This window comes from Candidatus Arsenophonus nilaparvatae, from assembly GCF_045346035.1.
Classification (GTDB): domain Bacteria; phylum Pseudomonadota; class Gammaproteobacteria; order Enterobacterales; family Enterobacteriaceae; genus Arsenophonus; species Arsenophonus nilaparvatae.
In genome coordinates, this window is record NZ_CP158507.1 from 2,052,729 (window position 1) to 2,077,169 (window position 24,441).

General features: G+C 36.4%; 14 protein-coding genes, 1 tRNA gene, 1 pseudogene and 1 riboswitch. Of the genes and pseudogenes, 11 read left to right on the forward strand and 5 right to left on the reverse strand.

Annotation, left to right across the window (positions count from 1 at the left end; genetic code table 11):
* Nucleotides 1-143 precede the first annotated feature (143 nt).
* On the forward strand, nucleotides 144-1,991 hold the full coding sequence (gene rpoD, locus WH390_RS09765) for an RNA polymerase sigma factor RpoD (RefSeq protein ID WP_406850571.1): 1,848 nt from the start codon (nucleotides 144-146) through the stop codon (nucleotides 1,989-1,991).
* A gap of 391 nt (nucleotides 1,992-2,382) precedes the next feature.
* On the opposite strand, the gene WH390_RS09770 is transcribed toward rpoD, so the two are convergent.
* Nucleotides 2,383-2,458 (reverse strand) — tRNA-Ile (locus WH390_RS09770).
* Between the two features lie 726 nt (nucleotides 2,459-3,184).
* Here WH390_RS09770 and WH390_RS09775 point away from each other — a divergent pair.
* Nucleotides 3,185-4,401 (forward strand): annotated as a pseudogene (locus WH390_RS09775) (IS91 family transposase).
* A gap of 411 nt (nucleotides 4,402-4,812) precedes the next feature.
* Nucleotides 4,813-7,224 carry a pentapeptide repeat-containing protein gene (locus WH390_RS09780; RefSeq protein WP_032114511.1) on the forward strand — a complete coding sequence of 804 codons (2,412 nt, stop codon included), beginning with the start codon at nucleotides 4,813-4,815 and terminating at the stop codon, nucleotides 7,222-7,224.
* A gap of 302 nt (nucleotides 7,225-7,526) precedes the next feature.
* On the opposite strand, the gene WH390_RS09785 is transcribed toward WH390_RS09780, so the two are convergent.
* A complete protein-coding gene (locus tag WH390_RS09785; protein WP_032114510.1) occupies nucleotides 7,527-8,696 on the reverse strand; it encodes a DUF1624 domain-containing protein in 1,170 nt (389 codons plus the stop codon).
* Between the two features lie 814 nt (nucleotides 8,697-9,510).
* Between WH390_RS09785 and fruB the strand changes: the two genes are divergently transcribed.
* From fruB to WH390_RS09825, 8 genes are all read left to right on the forward strand, one after another.
* Nucleotides 9,511-10,647, forward strand: coding sequence for a fused PTS fructose transporter subunit IIA/HPr protein (gene fruB, locus WH390_RS09790; protein ID WP_032114508.1), 1,137 nt, complete (start codon nucleotides 9,511-9,513; stop codon nucleotides 10,645-10,647).
* Nucleotides 10,644-11,585, forward strand: coding sequence for a 1-phosphofructokinase (gene fruK / locus WH390_RS09795; protein WP_032114507.1), 942 nt, complete (start codon nucleotides 10,644-10,646; stop codon nucleotides 11,583-11,585). Before fruB ends, fruK begins: the two co-directional genes overlap by 4 nt.
* Before the next feature lie 11 nt (nucleotides 11,586-11,596).
* Complete coding sequence (fruA, locus tag WH390_RS09800; protein ID WP_032114506.1) at nucleotides 11,597-13,294, forward strand: PTS fructose transporter subunit IIBC; 1,698 nt, start codon at nucleotides 11,597-11,599, stop codon at nucleotides 13,292-13,294.
* 436 nt (nucleotides 13,295-13,730) lie between these two features.
* The gene (locus WH390_RS09805; protein WP_032114601.1) at nucleotides 13,731-14,255 is read left to right on the forward strand and encodes a DedA family protein; all 525 of its coding nucleotides are present in this window, start codon (nucleotides 13,731-13,733) and stop codon (nucleotides 14,253-14,255) included.
* Between the two features lie 267 nt (nucleotides 14,256-14,522).
* A riboswitch (M-box (ykoK) riboswitch) is annotated at nucleotides 14,523-14,692 on the forward strand.
* A gap of 132 nt (nucleotides 14,693-14,824) precedes the next feature.
* Nucleotides 14,825-15,763: a magnesium transporter gene (locus WH390_RS09810; protein ID WP_341860361.1), complete on the forward strand. Its 939-nt coding sequence runs from the start codon at nucleotides 14,825-14,827 to the stop codon at nucleotides 15,761-15,763.
* Nucleotides 15,764-16,180: 417 nt separating this feature from the next.
* On the forward strand, nucleotides 16,181-17,365 hold the full coding sequence (locus WH390_RS09815; protein ID WP_032114505.1) for a Bcr/CflA family efflux MFS transporter: 1,185 nt from the start codon (nucleotides 16,181-16,183) through the stop codon (nucleotides 17,363-17,365).
* Between the two features lie 282 nt (nucleotides 17,366-17,647).
* Nucleotides 17,648-19,216, forward strand: coding sequence for a hypothetical protein (locus tag WH390_RS09820; RefSeq protein ID WP_032114504.1), 1,569 nt, complete (start codon nucleotides 17,648-17,650; stop codon nucleotides 19,214-19,216).
* 156 nt (nucleotides 19,217-19,372) lie between these two features.
* Nucleotides 19,373-22,297, forward strand: a complete 2,925-nt coding sequence (locus tag WH390_RS09825; RefSeq protein ID WP_032114503.1) for a pentapeptide repeat-containing protein — start codon at nucleotides 19,373-19,375, stop codon at nucleotides 22,295-22,297.
* Nucleotides 22,298-22,793: 496 nt separating this feature from the next.
* Here the strand turns inward: WH390_RS09825 and WH390_RS09830 are convergent, their stop codons facing one another.
* Genes WH390_RS09830 through WH390_RS09840 form a run of 3 tightly spaced genes read right to left on the reverse strand, consistent with a single transcriptional unit; the run spans nucleotide 22,794 to nucleotide 24,436 of the window.
* Nucleotides 22,794-23,624, reverse strand: a complete 831-nt coding sequence (locus WH390_RS09830; protein WP_032114502.1) for a hypothetical protein — start codon at nucleotides 23,622-23,624, stop codon at nucleotides 22,794-22,796.
* Nucleotides 23,611-24,045, reverse strand: a complete 435-nt coding sequence (locus WH390_RS09835; protein ID WP_032114501.1) for a hypothetical protein — start codon at nucleotides 24,043-24,045, stop codon at nucleotides 23,611-23,613. Before WH390_RS09835 ends, WH390_RS09830 begins: the two co-directional genes overlap by 14 nt.
* Nucleotides 24,038-24,436: a hypothetical protein gene (locus tag WH390_RS09840; protein ID WP_032114500.1), complete on the reverse strand. Its 399-nt coding sequence runs from the start codon at nucleotides 24,434-24,436 to the stop codon at nucleotides 24,038-24,040. The genes WH390_RS09835 and WH390_RS09840 overlap by 8 nt, the downstream gene beginning before the upstream one ends.
* Between the last annotated feature and the right edge of the window lie 5 nt (nucleotides 24,437-24,441).

Here is a 24,441-nt window from a genome sequence, read left to right on the forward strand (position 1 = left end):
TAACGTAGGGCAAGCGCCTGTAAGTTGCCATGATGTAAAGGGCATGGCACATAAAATAATTAAATTCCCTTTAATTTTATTGTTGGCTGACTTGTTTTCGCCGACCAACACCAACCCAAATTATGAAGTGTGGATACCGTCTTATGGAGCAAAACCCGCAGTCACAGCTGAAGCTACTAGTTACCAAAGGTAAAGAGCAAGGCTACCTGACCTATGCTGAGGTCAACGACCATCTGCCGGAAGATATCGTCGATTCAGATCAGATAGAAGATATCATCCAAATGATTAATGATATGGGCATTCAAGTGATGGAAGAAGCGCCTGATGCCGACGATCTTATTCTGGCAGAAACCGCCACTGATACTGACGATGATGCTGTTGAGGCTGCTGCCCAGGTATTATCCAGTGTTGAAAGTGAAATAGGCCGCACAACAGATCCTGTGCGGATGTATATGCGTGAAATGGGCACCGTAGAACTACTGACCCGTGAAGGTGAAATTGATATCGCTAAACGCATCGAAGATGGCATTAATCAGGTTCAGTGTTCTGTTGCTGAATATCCTGAGGCTATCGCTTATCTATTAGACCAATACGAACGTGTTGAAAAAGGTGAAATCCGCCTATCTGATATTATTACCGGCTTCGTTGATCCAAACGCCGAAGAGGATTTAGCACCGACAGCAACACATATCGGTTCAGTGTTACCGGAAGAAGCCTTAAATGATGACGAAGATGAAGATAAAGACGAAGACGACGATAGTGACGACAGTGATGAAAACAATGTCGATCCAGAACTCGCTCGACAGAAATTTTCAGAACTTCGTGAGCAATATGAACGTACGTCCATTGAAATCCAAAAAAGTGGCCGTAACCATGCTAATTCAGTAGCAGAAATCGAGCAGTTGTCTGAGATTTTCAAACAGTTCCGTTTAGTACCAAAACAGTTTGATTATTTAGTGAACAATATGCGTGATATGATGGAACGTGTTCGTTCTCAAGAACGTCTCATCATGAAACTCTGTATTGAACAATGCAAGATGCCGAAGAAAAACTTCATTACCCTATTCTCAGGTAATGAAACCAATGGTAATTGGTTAGCTGCGGCAAAAGCAATGAATAAACCCTGGTCTGAAAAATTAGTTGAAGTCGAAGAAGATATACAACGCTCGTTGCAAAAACTACAACAAATTGAAGAAGAGACTGGTTTAACCATTGAACAGGTTAAAGATATTAACCGCCGAATGTCTATTGGTGAAGCAAAAGCGCGTCGAGCGAAAAAAGAGATGGTTGAAGCTAACTTACGGTTAGTTATCTCTATTGCTAAAAAATATACCAATCGTGGCCTTCAATTCCTTGATCTGATCCAGGAAGGTAACATTGGTCTAATGAAAGCGGTTGATAAATTTGAATACCGTCGTGGCTATAAGTTTTCAACTTATGCAACCTGGTGGATCCGACAGGCGATCACCCGTTCAATTGCTGATCAGGCGCGCACAATCCGTATTCCAGTGTACATGATCGAAACGATCAACAAACTGAACCGCATTTCTCGCCAAATGTTACAGGAAATGGGTCGTGAACCCTCGCCTGAAGAATTGGCGGAACGGATGTTAATGCCTGAGGATAAAATCCGTAAAGTACTAAAAATTGCTAAAGAGCCTATCTCGATGGAAACACCTATTGGCGATGATGAAGATTCACATCTTGGTGATTTCATTGAAGATACTACTCTAGAGTTACCGTTAGACTCTGCTACCTCGGAAAGTCTAAGATCAGCTACCCACGAAGTTCTAGCTGGCTTAACGACCCGTGAAGCAAAAGTTCTGCGCATGCGCTTTGGTATTGATATGAATACGGATCACACGCTAGAGGAAGTGGGTAAACAGTTTGATGTTACTCGCGAGCGGATCCGACAAATAGAAGCAAAAGCGTTACGTAAACTGCGCCATCCAAGTCGTTCAGAAGTGTTACGTAGTTTCCTGGATGAATAACGCTTATTTAATCTTTAGCGTAATAAAAAAGCACCTCTAGATAGGTGCTTTTTTATTGATAGTTATGTTAACTCAGCAGATCATTAGTAAAAGTTTTAGCCACTGTAATTAGATAACATGGTAAAAACGCTAACAAAATGTTGCCTAAACACCCTCGATTCAATTTCCAATCTGATATTTAGTTATCCATCAATATTAATTATTGCCAGTTATAGAGCAGAAATGGTTGTTTTGATTGCACTGATGTCGTCGATAATTGTCGCCACCGCTAGCTGCTGGCCGTTAGTGATAAATCCGTTGCCTACAAAGGCAAGCAAAATCTGTGGCTTTAGAATAGCAAAAACCACTCATAGGAGAGTGGTATCAATTGGCTGCTATTATAGCTAAAATTTGGTGGCCCCTGCTGGATTTGAACCAGCGACCAAGCGATTATGAGTCGCCTGCTCTAACCACTGAGCCAAGGGGCCTAAGTGGGGTGCATTATACGTGCTGTTTTAGTGCGGGTCTAGTCTTTATAAATCATATGCTTGTTTTATAAACAAAATCAGTGAAATTAATGATTTTGCTGTGTGTAATTTATTTATTAACTATTTCAGTTTAAATTCATGGCCAATAACTGAACAAAAATAACTTATTGATAAATTTGCATTCAAAAGTTAACAGCAAAGTTATGGATAAAATATAAACTAACTCATTAGGAAAGCTGTAAAAGTCTATTGATAGAATTTAAGTATTGATAATAGGTTATGAGCATAATTGATGTTGAACAACATCAAGAAAATAAATATTAATATTAAAAAGCTTATACGTCTTATCTTATAAGAAATAACGATCTGGATAAAATAAATAATCTAATTAATATAAATTATTGTATGGCATTATTATGTTGAATTGAACGAATCAGCCTACGGCTGCAAATCGATAACCAGTAAGTACAGACATAAAAAAAACCGCCTGTAATTGATTTTAAGGCTATCAAATAAAAAAACCTATCATTCCCTATTACCCATCGTATATCTCTTCATAAAAAGTGATACAGGACGTTTTATAGCGTGTTTTGTCGGTTAGTTAAATAAGATTTGGTTAAATAATCCTGCAACGTTAAAATTGATTATTTTTTCACCCTAAAACATGACAGTTATTAATCGTTAAATGGCTAATTTCGTTTCTTTTTTCCGTGAGTTAACTTCCCGATGAGAGCTGATTTTCAACCCAAACCGTTAAAATTGCTTTTTGAGCGGAATAATGCATGGGCGGCGATCATGGAAACTACCCAACTGAGAGATATTGAAATCGAGGTGGTAACAAAAATGTTAGCCTGTGGCACAACGATGATGGGGTTCCGTCAATACTGTTGTGAAAATGAAGATTGTGCTCATCAGAAGTTAGTTTGTTTTACCTGCAAGGGACGAGGTTGTCCATCCTGTGGAACAAAAGCCACGGATACTTGGATAGACACAAATATAATGCGTTTACCGGATGTCGAATGGCAACATGGTACGTTTACGATGCCGGATAGTCTTTGGCTTCTCTTTGAATTGAATCGATGGTTACTAGGGAAACTGTTCCCGTTTGCTGCGGACAATTTACTTTATGCAGCAAAAAAACGGGGATTAACAATGGGTATTTTTGGTGCGCTACATACCTATGGGAGAAAACTAAACTGGAACACGCATATTCATCTCTCATGGACAATGGGCGGCATCAATCAAAATGAAAAATGGAAGTCGATGCAATTTGACCTCGCTAAAGTCAGAAAACGTTGGATGTGGAATATTCGACAATATCTTCTTTCTGTCTGGGGGAAAATTTACCTACCTGAAAGTTTACAGCACATAAGAGATTATGATGAGTGGAAGCGGTTTATTCTGAATGCAGGGAAAAATGCTGAAGGTAAAGATTATTGGCATGTTTATTTTGCCGACCCGACATCCAATGCCCAAAAAACAGCAAAGTATATTGGGCGTTACCTGAAGAAACCGCCAGTCTCTGGCGCAAGGCTAGCGCATTATGATGGAGGAAGTCGCATTACGTTGCGGTTTTTCGACCATAATACCGGTCATTATAAAAATTTAGATTTAACCCAGAAAGAATTAATTTTACGGCTTATCAAACAGATCCCCGAGAAACATTTTCGGATGATCCGTTATTTTGGTTTTTGGCAAATCGAGTGGTGGGAAAATTACTCGATATTGTTAGAAAAGCAGTGGGACAATCGGCATTCAAAAGAAAACGTTCGATGACTTTTACCCTGCTAAGCCAGCGGTTTTTAGGAGTCGATCCGTTTAGTTGCATTCTTTGTGGTGGCAGGATGAAATTTTCTCGTTTTATCGAAGGATTGAGGATAGCTCAATTAGTCGATCATGCTTTAGAGATTGCTCGAATGCGTTACGTCCCCTTTTTGGGGTAAGGGGAGATCTACTTAAAATCCACTCAATTGTACAAAGTTAACTCATATTGTTCATAAAAACATCATTACCGCTTATTGACAAATCTTTCTCTCGCCTCAAAAAGAAAAAAATCACGTTTGATACCCGTTATGCTGCTTAATAATTAATGTTAATTTTTCGTTAAATTATTTTTGAAATTCTTATACATTTATAAATTCTTATACATTTATAAATTATTTTTGAAATTCTTATACATTTATAAAGAAAACATTAGAAAAATTATATAGTATAAATTCGATATATCTGATTATATATCAATACTAATAACATATTCAGTAATATTAATATATATCTATTGTTGTAATACCATTAATCAAAAATAAGCCAATTGCGCTTATTTTAAATTTAATACTATTAGGGAAATAGGAAGTATGGCATATATAAATATGGATACCAATCGTTGTTCAATGTTTATTAATTACGCAATAAATATTAACCCGATAGAAGGAAAAGAATTAGCGACGTCACCGAAAGGCTTACTTGAACATATTATAAACTTTTTTACCCTAGGCGGGGTGGAAAGAAAATTATCTAAACAATACGATAATTTCATGCAAACAATGACCACCGCACTAGAAGAAAAAATTGCCAATTCAAATTGTTATCATATTCCTAAAGAACTCAAATTTAATTTTGATGGTTGCACGGTAGCTATTAAACCCTCTGAATATCATTCAGACAAACTATCTGTTACCGTTGAAGGACAAACAGGAGAGAGTTTTACTTCAGATATTGATGTAAAAGGATTTAAAAATACCGCCACTTTAATGTTATTAAACAATAGAATTGATCCAAACATATTTATAAAGGAAGGAAAGATTCATTTATTAAATACCGATCTATCTGCCAGAATTTTAGAAGGAATTGATTTAAGCGAGGCATATTTTTCAAATGTAAATCTAAACGGAACAGACTTATCCGGCGCAAATCTGCAAAACACTAATATTATAAATACAACATTTGATAATGCAAAATTAATTGAAGCAAATTTAAACGACGCAAAAATTGAAAAAACGACATTCAAATATGCAAAATTAGATTCAGCATTATTAGAAAGAGCCTCTATAGCTGGCGCTAATTTTGATCACGCAAAACTTACTCGCGTAAACATGGTCGATGCAATAATTCAAAACACGACATTCAATCATGCAGCATTAGACTCAGTATTGTTAGTAAGAACTACCATCGCGGGCACTAATCTGGATGACGCAACATTGATTAAGGCTGACTTAAGTAATGCAAAACTGGCCAGATTAAGACTACCCAACGGAGAAATTAAAGCCACTACATTAAAAAATGCATGCCTAGATTCAGCACTGTTAAATAACGCGACTTTAGATTCAATTGATTCACAAGGAGCATCATTTTGTAAAGCCAATTTAAATCAAGCGTATATTTTCGACTCTAAATTCTGCAATGTAAATTTCAGTAACGCTTTATTAAGTAAAACAAATATAAAAAAATCTTTTTTTCAAAAAGCAACATTTACTGAAGCCGATTTAAGTCACGCAAAAATAACAATATCTAATTTATCTGGTGCAAAACTGCAAAATACAAAATTAAATAACACAGATTTTTCCACTTCCAGTTTTATAATGTCAGATATGACTGAAGCCGATTTAAGCGAAGCACAATTGTTTTCAACAAACATGCAAGGGGTAAAACTGACAAATGCAAACCTGCACCAGGCAAATCTGAAATATGCTAATTTAAAAAATGCAGATCTAAGAGAAAGCATTCTGATTGAAGCAAATTTTGATAACGCAAATTTAATCGGCGCTAATCTGGAAAAAGCAAACCTATCAGGATCAAAACTAAATAATGTAGATTTAAGTTTTGCTAATTTATTCAATACAATAGCAACGAATATTAAAGCTAACAATATCGATCTAGCAGCTTCGGTCTTACAAGCAACCAATTTTTCTGGGGCGGACTTAACAGGAGCAAATTTTACACCAGCTATCTCATCAAACAAAATAGATATCGTTGAAGAAAATTTCAATGAAGCAGCAATAGCTGCCGCTATCCTATTACAGAAAATAAATATTACTGAATTTAAGATCACTGAAGAAAATCCAAAAACCCCCTTATTACAAAAAATAAATGCCATCGAAGTATATTTAGCTGCAACTATTTTATTAAATGAAAGAGGTCTCTCAACTACAAAAAATCTCACTAATATGCAGTTAATTAAAGCACAATCAATAGCAAGTGACATATTAAAAGAAAAGGATATCATTCAAAAAATACCCGATAACCAAACGTTAGCAGTAATACGACTCATAAAAAAAACCAACATCACTAGAGAGTACTTAACAGAAACTATCAAGTTACTAACTACAACCCTCACTGATGCACATTCAGCAGCAGCTTACTTATTACAAAAAACAAATACGACTAAAAAAAGTTTTGGGGAAACTATTTTTCTACACAAAACAAATCTCAAGGAAGCAACTTTAACAAACGCCACATTAAACAATGCCGATCTTACTGATGCAGATTTAACCCAAGCTAACTGTCAAAAAGCCAAATTCAACGATGCAATTTTAATAAACGCTAACTTAAAAAAGGCCAATCTTACTGATGCAAGTTTAACTAATGCTAACTGTCAAAAAGCTAAATTCAGTAAAGCAAATTTAGCAGGAACAAATTTTGCTGAAGCAAACCTACAGGATACAAAGTTTTCTAAAAATGATACCAAAAGAGAATTTCTGGCGGACATTAATATAGCTATCAAAAAGATTGAAGAGAAAGCAAAAAAAATAAAAAACAAGTTCAATTAACTACTCCATTGAAAACAGGTAAATCTTATGGTTATAAAACACAATATATTCGCAATCATTAAATAAAATTACTGCTAACTTTTTTATGGTAACTCAAAGTTGGCAGGCAAACGGCTACGCCCTATTATTACGCTTAGTGATAGCTATCAATAAACAAAAAAGCCCACATCAAGTGGGCTAAATGATAAACAGAAGATTTAACTCATCACAGATGGACAATTGCTGTAGGTAATTATTTTAACTAGAATAAATTCTCGCCATCCAGTTCCGTCCCATCACACTAGGTAATTTTGCCAAATAATTTATAGATATTTTAGCCAAATTAAATCCTTGCGGCGCGCTTGAAACTGGCTAAACAGCTTCACAAACGGATAAAAAAGTATCGCTAATATGATGGTCACTAACCAGATCATCGCAACATGATCAAAACCAAAATACTCACCTTGATTTGTTCCCCAAATAGCCACTGCGATCAAATAGAGAAATTTCAATATATAAAGATGCAAAATATAAAAAAACATCGGTACTGAACCATAGGTTACTAAGAGTTTTAACCATGGTAAATTTTGTTTTAGCTCAAGTAACCGAAGCAGTAGTAAGCCAATACCCAGCGTCAACATAATGAATAATAAAGAGGGCGGATATTTGGTAATATTCAAAAAACTCATCACGGTATCCAGCCAAGAGCCCGCTAATATCCATGGTTTATCGCCATAGATATTAATTGTTCTTAAACAAATAAAACCAACTAACAGGCCAACACCCCAGCAATTTAGTTTCTTTAATCTCTGTTGCTGATTACAACTTTCTGTAAACCATGAACCAGCCAAATAACCAAATATAATTAAACCGATCCATGGTAGTATTGGATAAGATGTACGCGCTTTGATACTGTCAGTAATCTCAATCCATCCTCTATCATGCAGTATTGCCCAAGGAATATGCATAAAATGATCGGTTGGGAAATGCAATGTATCTAATAGATTATGACCCGCAATCAATAAAACCGTCAGCACTACCAGCAGCCATCTTGGTAACCAAAGTAAAATTGCTAAGGCAATCATCGAAAACCCAATCGCCCATATAACCTGCAGAAAAATTTTTGTCGGCGGTAATTGAAAAGTCCAAGCAAAATTGATCAACGTGAGTTCAAGGATGATAAGAAATAACCCGCGTTTAAATAAAAATTGACTAGTGGCTAACTGGGAATATGTTTTTTTACTTCCATACAAATAAGCCGATAAACCGGTCAAAAAAATAAAAACCGGCGCACAAAGATGAGCAGTAAATCGACTAAAAAAAAGATCAGCCGGTGTTTCACCCGCTATCATTGGATCAGGGACCTGCATATGAAGAAAAAATGTTTCTCGCACATGATCTAATAACATTAAAAGCATGACAATGCCTCTTAATGCATCGATCGATAATAATCGATTACTAACGTTGGACGGACGAGTTATAGCACAATTCATAGTAATGAAAACTCCCTGTGTGGCCTAGTTAAAATAAAAAATGCTTCATTAGTAATAAATAGCAAAATACTTGTGTTATAATATAACATTATACTATCGAGTTAATTAATAAAAAACAATAACTATGCATCCCTGCACCAATAACAATTAATAATGCTGTCGCATCATTGTTTTTTTATTTAACTAAAAATAAACATTTTTTATCACTTTTCATTAAAATGTAAAAATAATTAGTTAATAACATTAAGAAAAATATTTACCAATTTGTCACTTAATTAAACATTATATTTTACATATATTTAATTAATTATTAAAATTAGCCCAAATTATCTTACTATTTAGTCTTCAACAAAAAATAACTAAATGGCCAGACTACTATTTGATATTACACAGAAAAATATTGCTATATGCCGATTAAAGCAAAATAAATACAAATAATTATCAACATTAATTTAATTTCAATTAACAAAGCTGCATTATATTTCCAAAAATTAAAATATATATCACTAAAATTTAATTATTTTATTTTAATCTACTATTAAGATCACATTTTTATATCAATTAACTTACTTTCATTTTTTTATTTTGCCAACCTAGACTTATATTTTTTCGTTTAGTAAATCAAAAAACATTTTATTCGTGAACAAACTCATAAAAACAAAAAATACCATTAGATAAATATATCTGTTTTTATCTAAAGTTACATGCAAATTGAAACGATTCAGCTTGCATAAAATAAAACCTAAAATAGCTTTTGTGGTTTGACTGTATAAAAACTGCAGTGTTTCACTCATTTATGTGAATAGGAGAAAACATGTTTGATGTGCCTAAAAAAGATATCCATTTAGCACAAATTGCCGATCATAAACAACATGCCATCGCACAAGTTGCCCAAGCATTGATCAATGCGGGTTACGTTACGCCAGATTATCTAATCGGTATGCAAAAAAGGGAAAATCAAGCGTCAACTTATTTAGGCAATGGTATTGCGATTCCTCATGGTACCGTAGAAACGCGCCATAATGTATTACAGACAGGTGTACAAGTATTTCAGTTTCCACAGGGCATAGATTGGGATAATGGCCACAAAGCTTATATTGTCATCGGCATCGCCGCTAAATCAGAGGAACATTTAACCTTATTACGACAACTGACACATATTCTAAGTGATGAAAATATTGCCAAGCGATTGGCAACCACGACATCAATAGACACAATATATAATATATTGCTTGCCCAAGAGTCGATTGATGACTTCATTTTCAACGCTTCCATGATCTCTTTAGATGTTGATACCGACCATATCATGACACTACAAGCGTTAAATATTAATCACTTACAAGATGCAAATGCCATCAATAATGATTTTATCGTCGATGTGATCACTAATCCACCGCTTTATTTAGGCCAAGGTATCTGGCTGAGTGATAGTAAAAAAGGTAATCTAAAAACAGCAATGGCCATTGCACGCCCTAAAGAGCCGTTATCTTATCAAGATCATCAACTTTGCCTACTTATCACGCTATCATGCAAAGATAATCTAGCTAATAATACTTTAAATCACCTGGCCAATTTATTGATCGATAAAAAAATAGCCAAATTATTACAAGCATCAAATGCCGTACAAGTATTTAGCTTGCTAACGACTGAAACAAATGAAGAAAAAGAGACACTATCCGTGGAGTTTACATTAAACAATAAACATGGATTACATGCACGCCCAAGTTCACAATTAGTTAATACAATAAAAAAATTTAATAGCAAAGTCACTATTACTAATTTGGATGGGAGCGGAATTCCCGCCAATGGCCATAATATAATGAGTGTCATTGGATTAGTTGCACGTCAAAATCATCGTATCCAATTTAAGATCAGTGGCCCTGACGCCCAAGCAACCTTACATGCTATCGAACAGGTCATTAGCGCTAATATGGATGAGGAAATTGCATGAAAAGTAAGGTTGCTACCATTACATTAAATCCCGCCTATGATTTAGTCGGTATGCTAGACAATATTGAAAAAGGTGCCGTCAACTTAGTTAAAACCCATGGATTATATCCAGCAGGTAAAGGCATTAATGTTGCTAATACATTAAAAAATCTAAATATTAATGTCACTGTTGGTGGTTTTTTAGGGAAAGAAAATTTAACCGGTTTCCAACAGGATTTTAAGGAACGCGGGATCATAAATCGTTTTCATGTCATCGAAGGTAGAACTCGAATTAATGTCAAATTAACAGAAAAAAATAGTGTAGTTAGTGATTTTAATTTTTCCGGTTTTGAAGTCAACAAACAGGATTGGCAACATTTTGCTCAAGATTCACTGAGCTGGTTAAGCCAATTTGATATGGTATGTGTAAGTGGTAGTTTACCCAAAGGTATCGATTTAGATGATTTTACTGACTGGATGAAACAGCTACGTGATCAATGTATGTGCGTCATATTTGATAGTAGCCGAGAAGCATTGATTGCTGGTTTAAAAGCCAATCCTTGGTTGGTAAAACCAAATCGACATGAATTAGAAAGCTGGATTGGCCACCCCTTATCTAGCTATCAAGAAATTGCCAAAGCAGCACAGCAATTACGCACTCAAGGCATTGCTCACGTTGTCATTTCCTTAGGTGAAGAAGGTGCAATGTGGGTCAACTCGTCCGGTGCCTGGTTAGCCACGCCACCGAAATGCCAGGTCGTTAGTACAGTTGGCGCAGGTGATGCCATGGTGGGCGGTTTAATCTATGGCTTAATGATGCAACAAACCAGTGAGCATACATTGCGTTTAGCAACCGCTATCAGTGCCATATCAGTCAGCCAAGGCAATGTTAGGGGCATGGATCGGCAACAACTGACAAAAATGATGAACCGTGTTGAGCTGATCCCATTTCAAATATAAGGAATATCCTGATGAAAACAATTGCTATTGTCCATTCACCCGAAATGCCACCAAGAACCTATCTTGCTAAGCAAATATTATGTCAACAGATACAACAACAATCCTTAAAATTAACGGATAATATTGCAGAAGCGGAACTAATTATTGTTATTGGTGAAAATATATCTGATGAACGCCAATTAACTGGTAAAAAAGTTTTTTTTACTGATGAAGCACAGACAATATGTAAGTCAGAAAAAATTCTCTCTATAGCCAAAAAAGAAGCGATTATTGTGGACAAGGTCAATTTTAGCAAACCAGCGGCGGCAAAAAATCAGCGTGTTTTAGCCGTGACTGCTTGTCCTACTGGGGTAGCTCATACTTTTATGGCAGCGGAAGCCTTAGAAATTGAAGCTAAAAAGCGCGGCTGGCAAATCAAAGTAGAAACACGTGGTTCGGTAGGAACAGGCAATGAAATTAGCTCAGCAGAGATCAATGACGCCGATTTTATTATTGCTGCTACAGATATTGAAGTTGATTTAACGAAATTTGCCGGTAAACGTATTTATCACACCTCAACAAGTGCCGCCTTAAAAAGAACAGCACAAGAAATGGATAATGCATTAACTAAAGCTGAATATTATCAACCTCACAAAGTAAAAAATAGCTCAGACAAGTTAACTGAGAAAACAGCAACTCAAGGCGTCTATCGTCATCTACTTACTGGTGTTTCTTACATGTTACCCATGGTAGTAGCCGGTGGGCTTTGTATCGCGCTCTCTTTTATGTTTGGTTTAGATGCAGCCGAACAACCAGGCACATTAGCTGCTGCATTAATGCAAATTGGTAAACACGCTGCTTTAGCCCTCATGGTACCGATTTTATCTGGTTATATAGCTTACTCGATTGCCGATAGAACTGGCTTAACGCCTGGATTAGTTGGTGGCATGCTAGCGGTTAGCACCAATGCCGGTTTTCTTGGTGGTATTATTGCCGGTTTTCTGGCTGGCTATGTCGCCAAATTGCTCAATCAACACTTTCCATTACCTAAAAGTATGGCGTCCCTAAAACCAATCTTGATCGTGCCATTGTTCGCCACATTAATAACTGGCTTAGTCATGATCTATATTATCGGTAATCCCGTTTCCTGGGTAATGACAGCTCTTACCGAATGGCTAACCAACATAGGTACAACTAATGCGGTGATCTTAGGTATTATTTTAGGTGCGATGATGTGTACAGATATGGGGGGACCAGTTAATAAAGCTTCTTATGCATTTGGTGTCGCGTTATTAAGTGCCCAAACTTATGGACCTATGGCAGCCATTATGGCGGCGGGTATGGTGCCCCCTTTAGCCATGGGCCTTGCAACATTATTTGCTCGTCATAAATTTTCATCTAATGAACGTGAAGGCGGCAAAGCAGCGTTCATATTAGGTCTATGCTTTATTTCTGAAGGCGCTATTCCCTTTGCTGCTCGTGATCCGATGCGGGTATTACCTATCTGTATGCTCGGCGGAGCAATTACCGGTGCATTATCGATGTATTTTCATGTAACGCTAATGGCGCCGCATGGTGGGCTGTTTGTTATGTTGATCCCTGGGGCGGTACAACCAATTATTGCTTATCTGTTAGCAATTATCAGTGGGACTTTAATCAGCGCAATATTATATGCGTACTTAAAAAGATCAGAAGTCGACGCTTCATTGAATAAAAAAATACTCAACTAATTATTTTGTCATTAACAAAAAATATATTGTTAATGACAAAGATAATCATTAATCGATATTAAAACTAAACAAAGAATATTGTAGTATCAATCTTACTTACCGGTTCAGGCTCTGTACTAATTTTGATGCCAAATGTCTTAAAATAAATAGATGTCTGATTGCTAACTAAATAGAGATCTCATTTATTTGATATTGATTGTCACTAGCAGCCAATTTACCATTCAACCAACCACTCACTAACATATGTACATGAGTTAAATCTTTATTTACTCATAAATCACTAAATTTAAATTTAGTAAAAATAATCCTATTCTATCAGCAATTAAATCATGTTGATTTACGCTAATATAGATAGATTATATTATTATAATATTTTCTTATTGCTGCCGAAAATAGCTAATTAAAGAGAAAAAACGCAATGAAAACAGAAGAATTTATGACATATCTAAATGCATTTTGGTCAGAGTTTAATTTACATCCAATATGGTTATTTACAATATTATTTAGCATCGCCATGAGCAAATCTACCGTTGTTTTATCTTCTTTTCTTCCACCGGCATCCGTTATGTTATTAACGGGTATTACTGCCAGTCTGCCAAAACTGAATATTAGTTTAGTTTGGTTGGCCATTACTTTAGGGGCAACCACAGGTTCAATAATTTCCTACTATTTGGGTAATCAGATAACTACTAGAAAATTATTTAGTCGATTTTTTAATCGCTATCAGTCAACTATTGATAATGCCCATAACAAGTTGCAAAACCAAGGAATGACGGTGTTATTTACCTCACGTTTTATTGCAGTATTAAGGTACATGATCCCATTAGTCGCCGGCATGTTATTAATGAATAGGACTAAAGTATACAGTATCTGTTTATTATCAGCGGCAATATGGGCAGCTGTATTTATTTTAATTGTTAAAGGCGCATTTACTATTATCGCTCCAGAAACACTTATGTAAAATAAATGAAATGATTTAAGCTAGTAAAAACAAAAAGTTAAGAATTTTTATAATATTTCGATTAAAAACCAGCTAATTTTTCTCCATTCATATTTCAAACAAACATATCTTTTACTTTATAATCAGATAAAAACAATATTTCCTTATTTTTCACAGTTAAAATTTAATTTTGTTAAATCTTAACTAAACAACTTTAAGAAAAAATTGTAATCAAGATAAGTAAATTTATAATCGCTGGCGTTCAACATTGTTGACGTGAAATACAATAAACGATCTCGTTATGGCGAGGCTACCTAACAAACAAAAGTTACTGCCGTACTTGCATGGAGACAGGCTTGTATTGGTAAAACAGGTATGATCGAATCAAGGTCTTACAAAAGTAACTTTCCGCTTGGAATACGTTGTTAGAAGCTAAAACCTAAACGTTGGGATCCATTTCCCACGTTAGTTCGCCCCGGTGAGAGATATTAACACCTATAGGGGACTGTTATATGGCTTTACCTATCCAACAAAATACATTTAAACCTCGCTATCATGTAGACCAGACAAACGCGACTGCAGCTTCATATATGACCCAGAATTATATGACTCTACCAGAACATATTTCTGTCGCTGAAGCAAAAAAAGTTTTTCTGGAAAAACTTGAGGAAAATAGTATTACTAACCAAATTTTCATTACCACTAATGATAAATTAATGAGTATTTTATCAGTGAAATCACTATTAAAATACCCTAACGAAAGTGATAGTATCAACCAACTCATGCAACCTAATTTTTTCTTTGTTGCTCCTGGTGATAAACGCACTGAATTAGCAAAATCGTTGCATGACTGTGGTTTTGATCTAGTACCAGTGTTAGATAAAGGATTATTAGTTGGTGCACTTAGCGAACGAGAAATTGATCGCATATTGGAAGATGATTCAACCGAAGATGCTCAACTGCAAGGTGGTAGTTTACCGTTAGATAAACCCTACCTTCAAATGACGCCTTTTGCTCTATGGAAAAAACGTAGTGTTTGGTTACTTTTACTGTTTATTGCGGAAGCTTATACCAGTACTGTCATTAAATCATTTGAAGATCAATTAGAGGCTGTAATTGCTTTAGCCTTCTTTATTCCACTATTGGTGGGAACAGGTGGGAACAGCGGTACTCAGATCACATCAACAATTGTACGTTCAATGGCAATTGGAGAGCTTTCAATTAATCACATATGGCAGATCTTGCGTAAAGAAATGTCAACTGCGGTACTAATCGCCATCACATTAGGAGCAGCTGGGATCCTGCGTGCTAGCTTTATGAATATCGGTTGGGATATTTGTATTGTTGTCAGTCTGTCACTAGTCTGTATTACTCTCTGGTCAGCAATTGTCTCCTCTGTTATTCCATTATTACTGAAAAGATGTGGCATTGATCCGGCAGTAGTTTCTGCACCATTTATCACAACACTTGTTGATGGTACTGGTCTGATTATTTACTTCGAAATTGCCAAGGTTATCCTCAATATATAATATACAACAGGCTCGGTTAGTTACCGAGCCTTTATTATTAAAATCTAAATATTTACCGATAAAAATTAGCGTAAAAATAACATCCTGTTATTCCGTGGCTTATTCTAAAATTGTGATAGCTTTTTAAGATATCACTCTTCCATAATAATTTAATGACATCGAAGTAAATTTCTATCTGTTTTTTCATCAACCTACTGCTAATTAAAAACGTTTATACTGCAACGTTTTTACATTTTAATTTGCTAAATTATTATCCTTTTAATGAAATACCATTTAAAAATGAGCAAACCAGATAAAACCTAAATTAATGCTCAACAGCAAATAAAAAAGTTTGCTACTTCCCATCAACTCCGTTTGAATATCTATCTGAATTTTCCTGCATGCATGAAATAAAATTTTCAATTAAGGAAAATATTTATGAATAAAATTAACAGGCAAAATCTAAAGTTCTTTACTTTTGGCTTAGCGCTGCTCACCATGATGGGTATTTTAGGTGTTGATACTTATTTACCATCTATTCCAGACATCACAGCAGAATTTAATAAAAGTCTGTCATCAACCCAACTTTCAATTATGGTCTACACATTGGCAATCGGCTTAGGACAATTAATCTTTGGCCCGCTTTCCGATGCCATCGGTCGCCGCAAAATTATGTTAACTGGTGCGGCTATCTATGCAACTGCCACCTTTATGTTAACACAAACAGATAATCTACCTGCTTTTCTTGTTATTCGTGTTATTCAAGGATTAAGTATTTCAATCACGTTAGTCACCTCAGTCAGTGCGGTGCGTGATGTTTCTCGAGGTACAGTTGCCGCCCTGCTATATAGTATTATCATTACCATTGAAGGCTTTGTGCCTATTGCATCACCATTAATTGGTGGTTTCTTCAATGATTTATGGGGGTGGCGTAGTATATTTGGCTTAATTTTTATCTACGCCCTGATCACAATTGTCTATGTTTTTTTTGCTTTTCCTGAAACATTAAAAGTAAAAAAACGGACAACTTTTTCCTGGCACAAAACCTGCAATATATATCAACATATCGCCTGCCAACCTAAATTCTATTTACCCTGTTTATCGCTCGGTTTATCTTTTTCATTAATTTATTGTTATGTTACTGCCGCGCCTTTTATTTTTATGCTCAAATTTGGTGCCAGTGCCTCAATATTCGGTGTCTACTCTGCCATTATTGGCCTCTTCTTACTGGCCGGCGCATTTTTATCAAGTAAATTACTACGGAAATTTAGCGCCACAAAAATTTTATCCATTTGGCTAAGATCACTACAAATATTGATAATTCTATTTATTCCAATATTTATCTACCAAAATAATACCATCACTTTTTTTGCATTCTTTGCCATCATTATGTTTACTGGTGGGTTATTTGAATCTCTATATACCTATTTAACAATGAGTAGCCAAAAAAATAGTCTGGGAGCAACCTCAGCGTTAATGGGTTCAGCTTCTTTAGTTATTCCTTCTATAATCGGTGGGATAGGTAGTTTCTTAATTGAAATGAATTTATATCTATGGATGGTCTATATTTTAATTTTAGTGGCTAGCATGGCGTTAATGCTAACTAAATATAAGAAATTATAAATTTATGGCTCAGTTGAGTTTATCTTAACTGAGCAATTTGATTTTAAAATTCACCATGTGTTAGCTCGAACAATAACAAGATAAAAAACTTTTGCCAATAACACATTGATGCCAGCTGATTGTATCAACAGATAAAAACCACCATCATTGATCAACGATTAACATTATTTTATTTGCTAGTTTGCTGCTATATAGATTCGATTATAATAAAAGTTATTTATGAAAGTATTTAGCCTTTATTTACTATATCTTCATATTTTAATTAAATAAAGAATCGTCATAATGCCATCCATAAACTCATTCCCTTCATCACCTCACTGGCTATTAACTACATCAGATCCTACCCAGCACCAAAAAACAGAAAGCGAAAATATAGCAAAGGAAAAGCTTGCGACGAGTAGCAAAAAAACACTAACAAGTTTGCTACTACAAGACCATGAAGCAGCTCAAATTTCATTGTCAAATAGTGCTCCCAAGCATGATAATGGTATTACTGCTCTTGTTAATCAATCGCTTTATCAAACCAAACCTATTCTATCCCTTACTGCTAAAGATTTTAATAAACTCGTCTATGATGAACAGAGTCAACAATTACGTTCTCTATTAATTGAAGAAGGCTATCCACTCCCCCAACTTGATTACGAGACGCTGGCACCTTTGCTGGTAAACCCTGTCACTGATTATCTGACGCGCTATAAAGATGATAAAGAAAAGATAGCCACCCTTGCCAGATTACTATTACAACCATTAGGTGAATATGGCGCTAATCAAGGTGAAAAAATTTCTTCTGCCCGCCAACAAGCCATCATTACTAATTGGTTACAATACGCCGTATTCGGTATGTCATCCGAAACATGGATGTTAAAACAGGTCAGTGATATCAAATCACGGGAAAATTCCCTCTTCCATCATGCCAGCCTGCAACGTCGATTATTCAATCAACTAAATAATTATCACCCGCCTAACAAATTATCACCGGAAGCCCGTATTTATTATCAACAGCAAGTTATTAATCGCATCATGCCAACATTTATGCTGCAAACTGACGACCAGCAGCAACAGAAAACATTGTCCAATATGATGATAAATCAACCGGAATGGGGCTACCTGCATGCTGGCATGACATTACTAAATGAAAGTGGTGCTGAAATTAACAACATGAGTCTGGAAGATATCAGCAATAACGGTATGCTACTAGCCGCGCTTTTGCAGGAACAACTTGTCCCGGCTGAATATAATCGATATTTCAAATTACCGGCCATGATCCATCACCAGCTAAGCAGCGAAAATAGCTCACTAGCAACACCATTGGCAATGACGTCCGTATATGACAGTTATTTTGATTATTTAAAACAATCTGGCCAAAATAATCCTTTTATCAAACTGATTACTTTGCTACAGAAATGGCAATCCCGGCCAGAGCTTGCCCGCCAACAATTAAAACAGCATGATATTGATGAAGGTTGGTTAAATGACTATTTGTATAAAAATCGAGAGGTTAAATATACCAATCGGCGAGGTGAGACGCCATTATTACCCAATATCGATAATGTATTTAAAGATCAGAATCAACAAATTGCTCAGCTGACCGAACAGATAGAAAAGATCCTGCTACCTCAGTCCTTTAACTCACTTAGCAACGAAGAACAAATTTTTATTCAACAGTCTGACATTCAACTGATGGAGGTCAAATTTGATGCTAATGATAGTTTCAATAGTGTTCCGCTACCGCCATCTGCAAGACAAGGAATAAGGAATTCAGATGAATTTGTCACCCACGTACCTGAATCGATCGATATGCTAAAGTGTACATTTAACGGCAAACAACGGATGTATGCATTAACCACTTAACAAGGTATCGGCAATTATAAATTACATCGTGTCGACAATAATAAAAACGCCATTCTTGAGCTGTTTTATCATGATGGTAAAGCACGCGATGATGATGATTATAAATTAAAAACCTCTGCCATTTTGTGCTTAAAAACCGCCAATGATAAGCCAGACATGCTAATCGACAAGCTTATTAAACGGCGGGGTGAAAAATTATGCGAAAAACTGCAACAGGCAGGTTATGAGGAAACAACCCGGCAAAAAGTGGAAGCTTTTATTTTAAGTATGATTCCATTTTATACCATGATCACCGAGGTGAAAAAGGGCAATACCGAGCAGGCTATTATGGCAGGCGCATTTGATCTGTTAGGTTTTTTACCCTTTATTGGTAAAGGCGCACAGGCTGGGGGGCGGTTCAGTATAGCGATCGGAGAGGCTGCAATTAATGGCACACGAACCGCATTAAAGCAGGTGGCATTCAAACAAGCATTACGTGAAGGGGGTAAACAGTTTGTTAAATTTGGTATTCCTCATATAGCAAACCGTTTACCGGTTAAAACTTATTTAGACTTAGGCGTGAATTTTTTACGTGGTGCGGATCCCGGTTTTGAATTATTAATATCGTGGGGAAGAAAAGGTATTAATGCCTTAAAAAACGCCGCGCAGCAAGCCCATCAGAAAGTTCGCGGATTAACCCCATTAATCAAAGCACTGGAAAAAAAAGCGCAAGATTTGCCGCATGAGCCGATTAAGCCGTTTAAAGTAGAGGTGGCTTATCGTCCTGATTTGGAAAAAGAGGTTCAGGTAGTTAAGATCGGTAAACAGCGAGGTAAAGACATTTGGGTGCAGATCAATCTGGAAACGAATACCCTTTTTGGCTGTAAATATCTGCGCAATTCGACAGGTGAACTGAAATTAGCGCCAGTGTCAATCCGCGAGCGGCTTTATCAACTAAAAACTCAAGGAATGGGCGGCAAACGGGCGAATGAAGCCGCTAAAAATTGGCCACTTCAATCTGAAGTTTCCTCTTTCTACCAATCACAACAACAAAAACTGCAAGCATTAAGCACACAATTGGCAAAACGCCGGATTGGGAGCAAACTTAACTTATCAAGTGAAGACTTAAGTTACATGGATCTTACCCAAGTTTTTGGTGGCTACCATAACCTTGCTCACGCGAATTTACAAGGTACTAATCTAAGCAGATCTAACCTGAAAGACATTATCATCGTGGAAGCTAACCTAACAAAAGCGATAATGAACCAAACTCAGCTGGCTAATGCTAATTTACTCATGGCTAATCTAAATGAAGCACAATTAGCAGGAGCTAACTTAACTAAGGCTAATTTATGTAACACTAATTTAGTCAACTCTGCAATGAACGGAACTATACTGCAAGAAGCCTACTTAAATAATAGTAACTTGACTAATAGTGATTTGACTGGCGCCAATTTGGCGCAAGCTAAGATAGCGAACGCTAACTTGACTGACGCCAATCTGACCAAGGCTAATCTAACTGGTGTGATATTAGTTGATACTAACCTCAATGGTGTAAATTTCACTAGTGCCAATTTAACGCAAGCCAAATTGAATGGCCTTACACTACGTGAGGCGATTTTTGATCAAGCTGACCTAACTGGGGCTAACCTTGCGAACAGCGATGTTAGCAACGCTGATCTGAGTAATACTATCTTAAAAGAGTTAACAATTAGTAACACTAATTTTGCCGGTGCTTCTTTACACGACAGTTTTACCCTTCACCTGCCTGGCGAGTGGGATGAGGATACCCTAGATGCACTACTGAATCATTTCAACAACCAAAGCAGTCTGCTAACTAGCCTTAATACGATTGATAACCGGTATAGTGAACTAAAAAACAAATTGGCTCTACAGCTCGTTCATTCCCTTGACCAGCCAGACATTAATCTCAGCCATGTCACTTTACCACTATTAGATATTTTGGGTAAACCGCCGTTTATTCGCAATGAAGAAATTAGCAATTTTATCAATAAACTGATGGATAATTACCTGGCAAACCCCTCAACACAATTAATTAATATGCTGGAAGCGCGTCCTGCTAATATTAATATTTTTCTCGATTATTTTAACCATCAACCAGAACTCATGGTTTCCCCCCAATTTAACAGTAGCTTTATTCAAACTATATTGGCTGCTAGAACAGGAGGAAATATTGATAGCAAAATCGCCACAATGGCTAACCAATTGTATGAACAATATCTACAACTTCCTGAAATAAAACAACAACTAGCATATCAACAAATTAAGGAAATATTTGGCAATTATGATGGAAAGGCAGATTGGGCAGAGAGCAACGCGCAAAACTATCTGTTACTTTCACCGAAAAAGGCAGGTAGAACATTAATAGTTGCGGAAAATATTCTGACAAAAATGCTACATCCTGATCTGGAAACCAAGTGGAATAACATTTTTATTTTTCACGATGGCGAAAATTTAGGCCCGCAACAATTCAGTCTAGATGAATGCTTCAACCAAGATTTCCCGCTATTTTCTAGTCATTTTTCTTATAGCCAACACCAAGCAACATTCAATAAGCTGATTGAAGCACTAAATTTAGGCGAACAGCTGGACACGCTATTCCTTAATGCACAAAAATCCAATATTTCTACCACTAAATTAGTTGATCAAGCGTCGCAACAGACACTAAAAGAGATTTTTACTCATGTGCTTGATTTTGAGCATGGCTATAGCTTAAAAAATGAAAATTATAATAAAATCATAGAACTATATAATTTGGCTAACAGTAGCGAACGAAATAAAGCTGAACATCTGCTGGCTTTATCTGCTGTTTTTACCCGTTATTCATCCAGTGCTGTGTTTGGTACCGAATTAGATTCTCCTCTGATGCTAAGATATTATGCTTACGCCTTAATGGAAAAAGCCCATAAACTTGATCCCACGCTGATTGCGCAAGATACCTTTAATAATTGGAAGAATCGATTACTTGGCTGCGAAAACGCTTTTTCTTGCACTGCCGTTTTATATGATCTGATGATTGATTATGCAATAGAGCACTGTCATGATGTTTTGAAAAAAATTCAACCATCCGCCTGGCGATAAGTGCTGCAAAAAAATTTATAATAGCCTAAAAAATGATTATTAATGGTAGCGAAAGATATTAAATATAATGAAAAATTTAAATTTTTTATACGATCCGTTAATAATCATCTATAGTTAGGATCATATTAATGAAAGATAGATGTTTAAATAATATTGTCATCTAATCTAATAGGAGGTTATATGAAAAAATGCCTATCGCTGATTGTGTCGTACTTATTGATGATAATCGCTTTTCTGTTAATATCATCGATTTCATTCTACTGCATGTTTTTATTCGACTGGCATGACAAAGCCACTGGCTATTTATACCTTATTGGCGCGGTAATCGTATCGTTAATCCTGCTGTATTTATCTGATAAAATCAAATGCATTGCATGTCATCATAAACATGATCATATCTAGTTTGATGACACACTGTTTTTTCTACCTCTTTTGTCTAGGCTAAATATTTTTAATATTATTGCATTAGAAAAAGAGGTAAGAAAAAACAGTAAAACTATTTTTCAAGTTCAAGACAGTGAAATGCCATCCCAGTTCGAGCAGTTAATAACTCACCCCAAGCAACGCGTTGTTCATCACGCAATAAACAGACTCGTGTCTCTAACATCACCTTACCAGTCAAATTTTCGGCTGCTATGAGGGTATACAGTTGTGCTAATGGCAAATCGATGGTAGCAATCTGAGCTAAATAGGGTATTTGGTTAAATGTAACTGTCGGTCGGATTTCCTTTACCCATAATTGATTAACATCGGTTAATGTCACTATAGCCAATGGTTCATGCCACCATAATAATGCCTCACCTTGTCGAATATCCACATCACCAGCTAACCAATAACCATACTTATGACGAATATTTTCACAATCAGCAATAAAACCGGCTAACAATTTAACCGTCACTTGCACAGGTGGGGCTTGAAATGGCGTCCAATCGGCGAAAGCTGCCTGCCACTTTTCTGCTCCAATATTAACCACTACAAACTGACATTCGTCTACCGTAATAACGGGATAAATGCCCTTAGGTAACCGGTAATTAATCGGCTGTTGGCTCAATTTTGCATTAACCGTTTCACCAAGCAATGCAAACCAGGCTGCGCTAATGCAAGGAAACAAATCTTCAGTAACAAGCGTTGGATCAGCACTACCACTATAGGTTTGCAGCGCCTGCTGCCAATTAGAGTGGTCACACCAAACACCTGCCGAATCATTGGACAACCACGACCACCACTGACCATCTCCTTCAACATAAGCAAGCTGAATGCGACAATTACCTTTTGCCAAACCGGTAGTTAACCACTGGTAAAGCATTCGCTGTTCATTGTGCTCCATCTTCTATCTCCAAAGAGAGTAAAAAACCCCGTTTTGCTAATGTTGTTGTTAGTTTTTTCGCTACCCGCGTTAATGTAAGATGTTGAACAGAATTAGCCGGTTTTAACTGTAAATGTACCGTCCCCGGTTTTTGCCAATGAGCAATGATCACCATGCCCATCATCGGCCCATTCAGTAATCGATAAGTTAAACTATTACCATGACGTAATAAGTAAACATTATTTAATGTTACTGAGCTATTGCTATAGGCCAGTGTATCTAACACCGAAGACCAACCAGACGTTGACGAAGCGTTATCAGACTGGTCAGCCATCAAAAAACGGTCAAAACGCCGTTTTAGTTCTGGATCAGCCTCCTGCCGGCGATGAATATTAGGCACCAGACTAGTGGTGACAATATTACGCTGGATCGTATTAGTCATTCATCACCTCTTTCAGTTTTTCTTGATTTTTAATCATTACCAGACGCTGTTTCGCTAGCTGTTCCTTTTGGCTCTCTAGTCCAACAATCGTCTCACGTAATTGATCGATACGCTCTTTTAGTGCTCGCTCTACCAGATAAACTTCGCGCATAGATTGTTTAAATAACGCTAGTTGGTCACGGGAAATGGTTTCATTTGGTAATGAAGGCGTCGCTAAATCATGCCAAAATTTCATCCGTTGTTGTTCCAACTCAGTAATGGTTGCCTGTAGCGCTTGCTGCTCACGCTGAACTCGTTGCCTTTGAGATTGCAAGCTTATTTCTCTCTGCTGTCGTAATCGCAATAATTTTTTAATAATAACTTGCTCAGAGTCAGAAAATTGATTATTCATATACG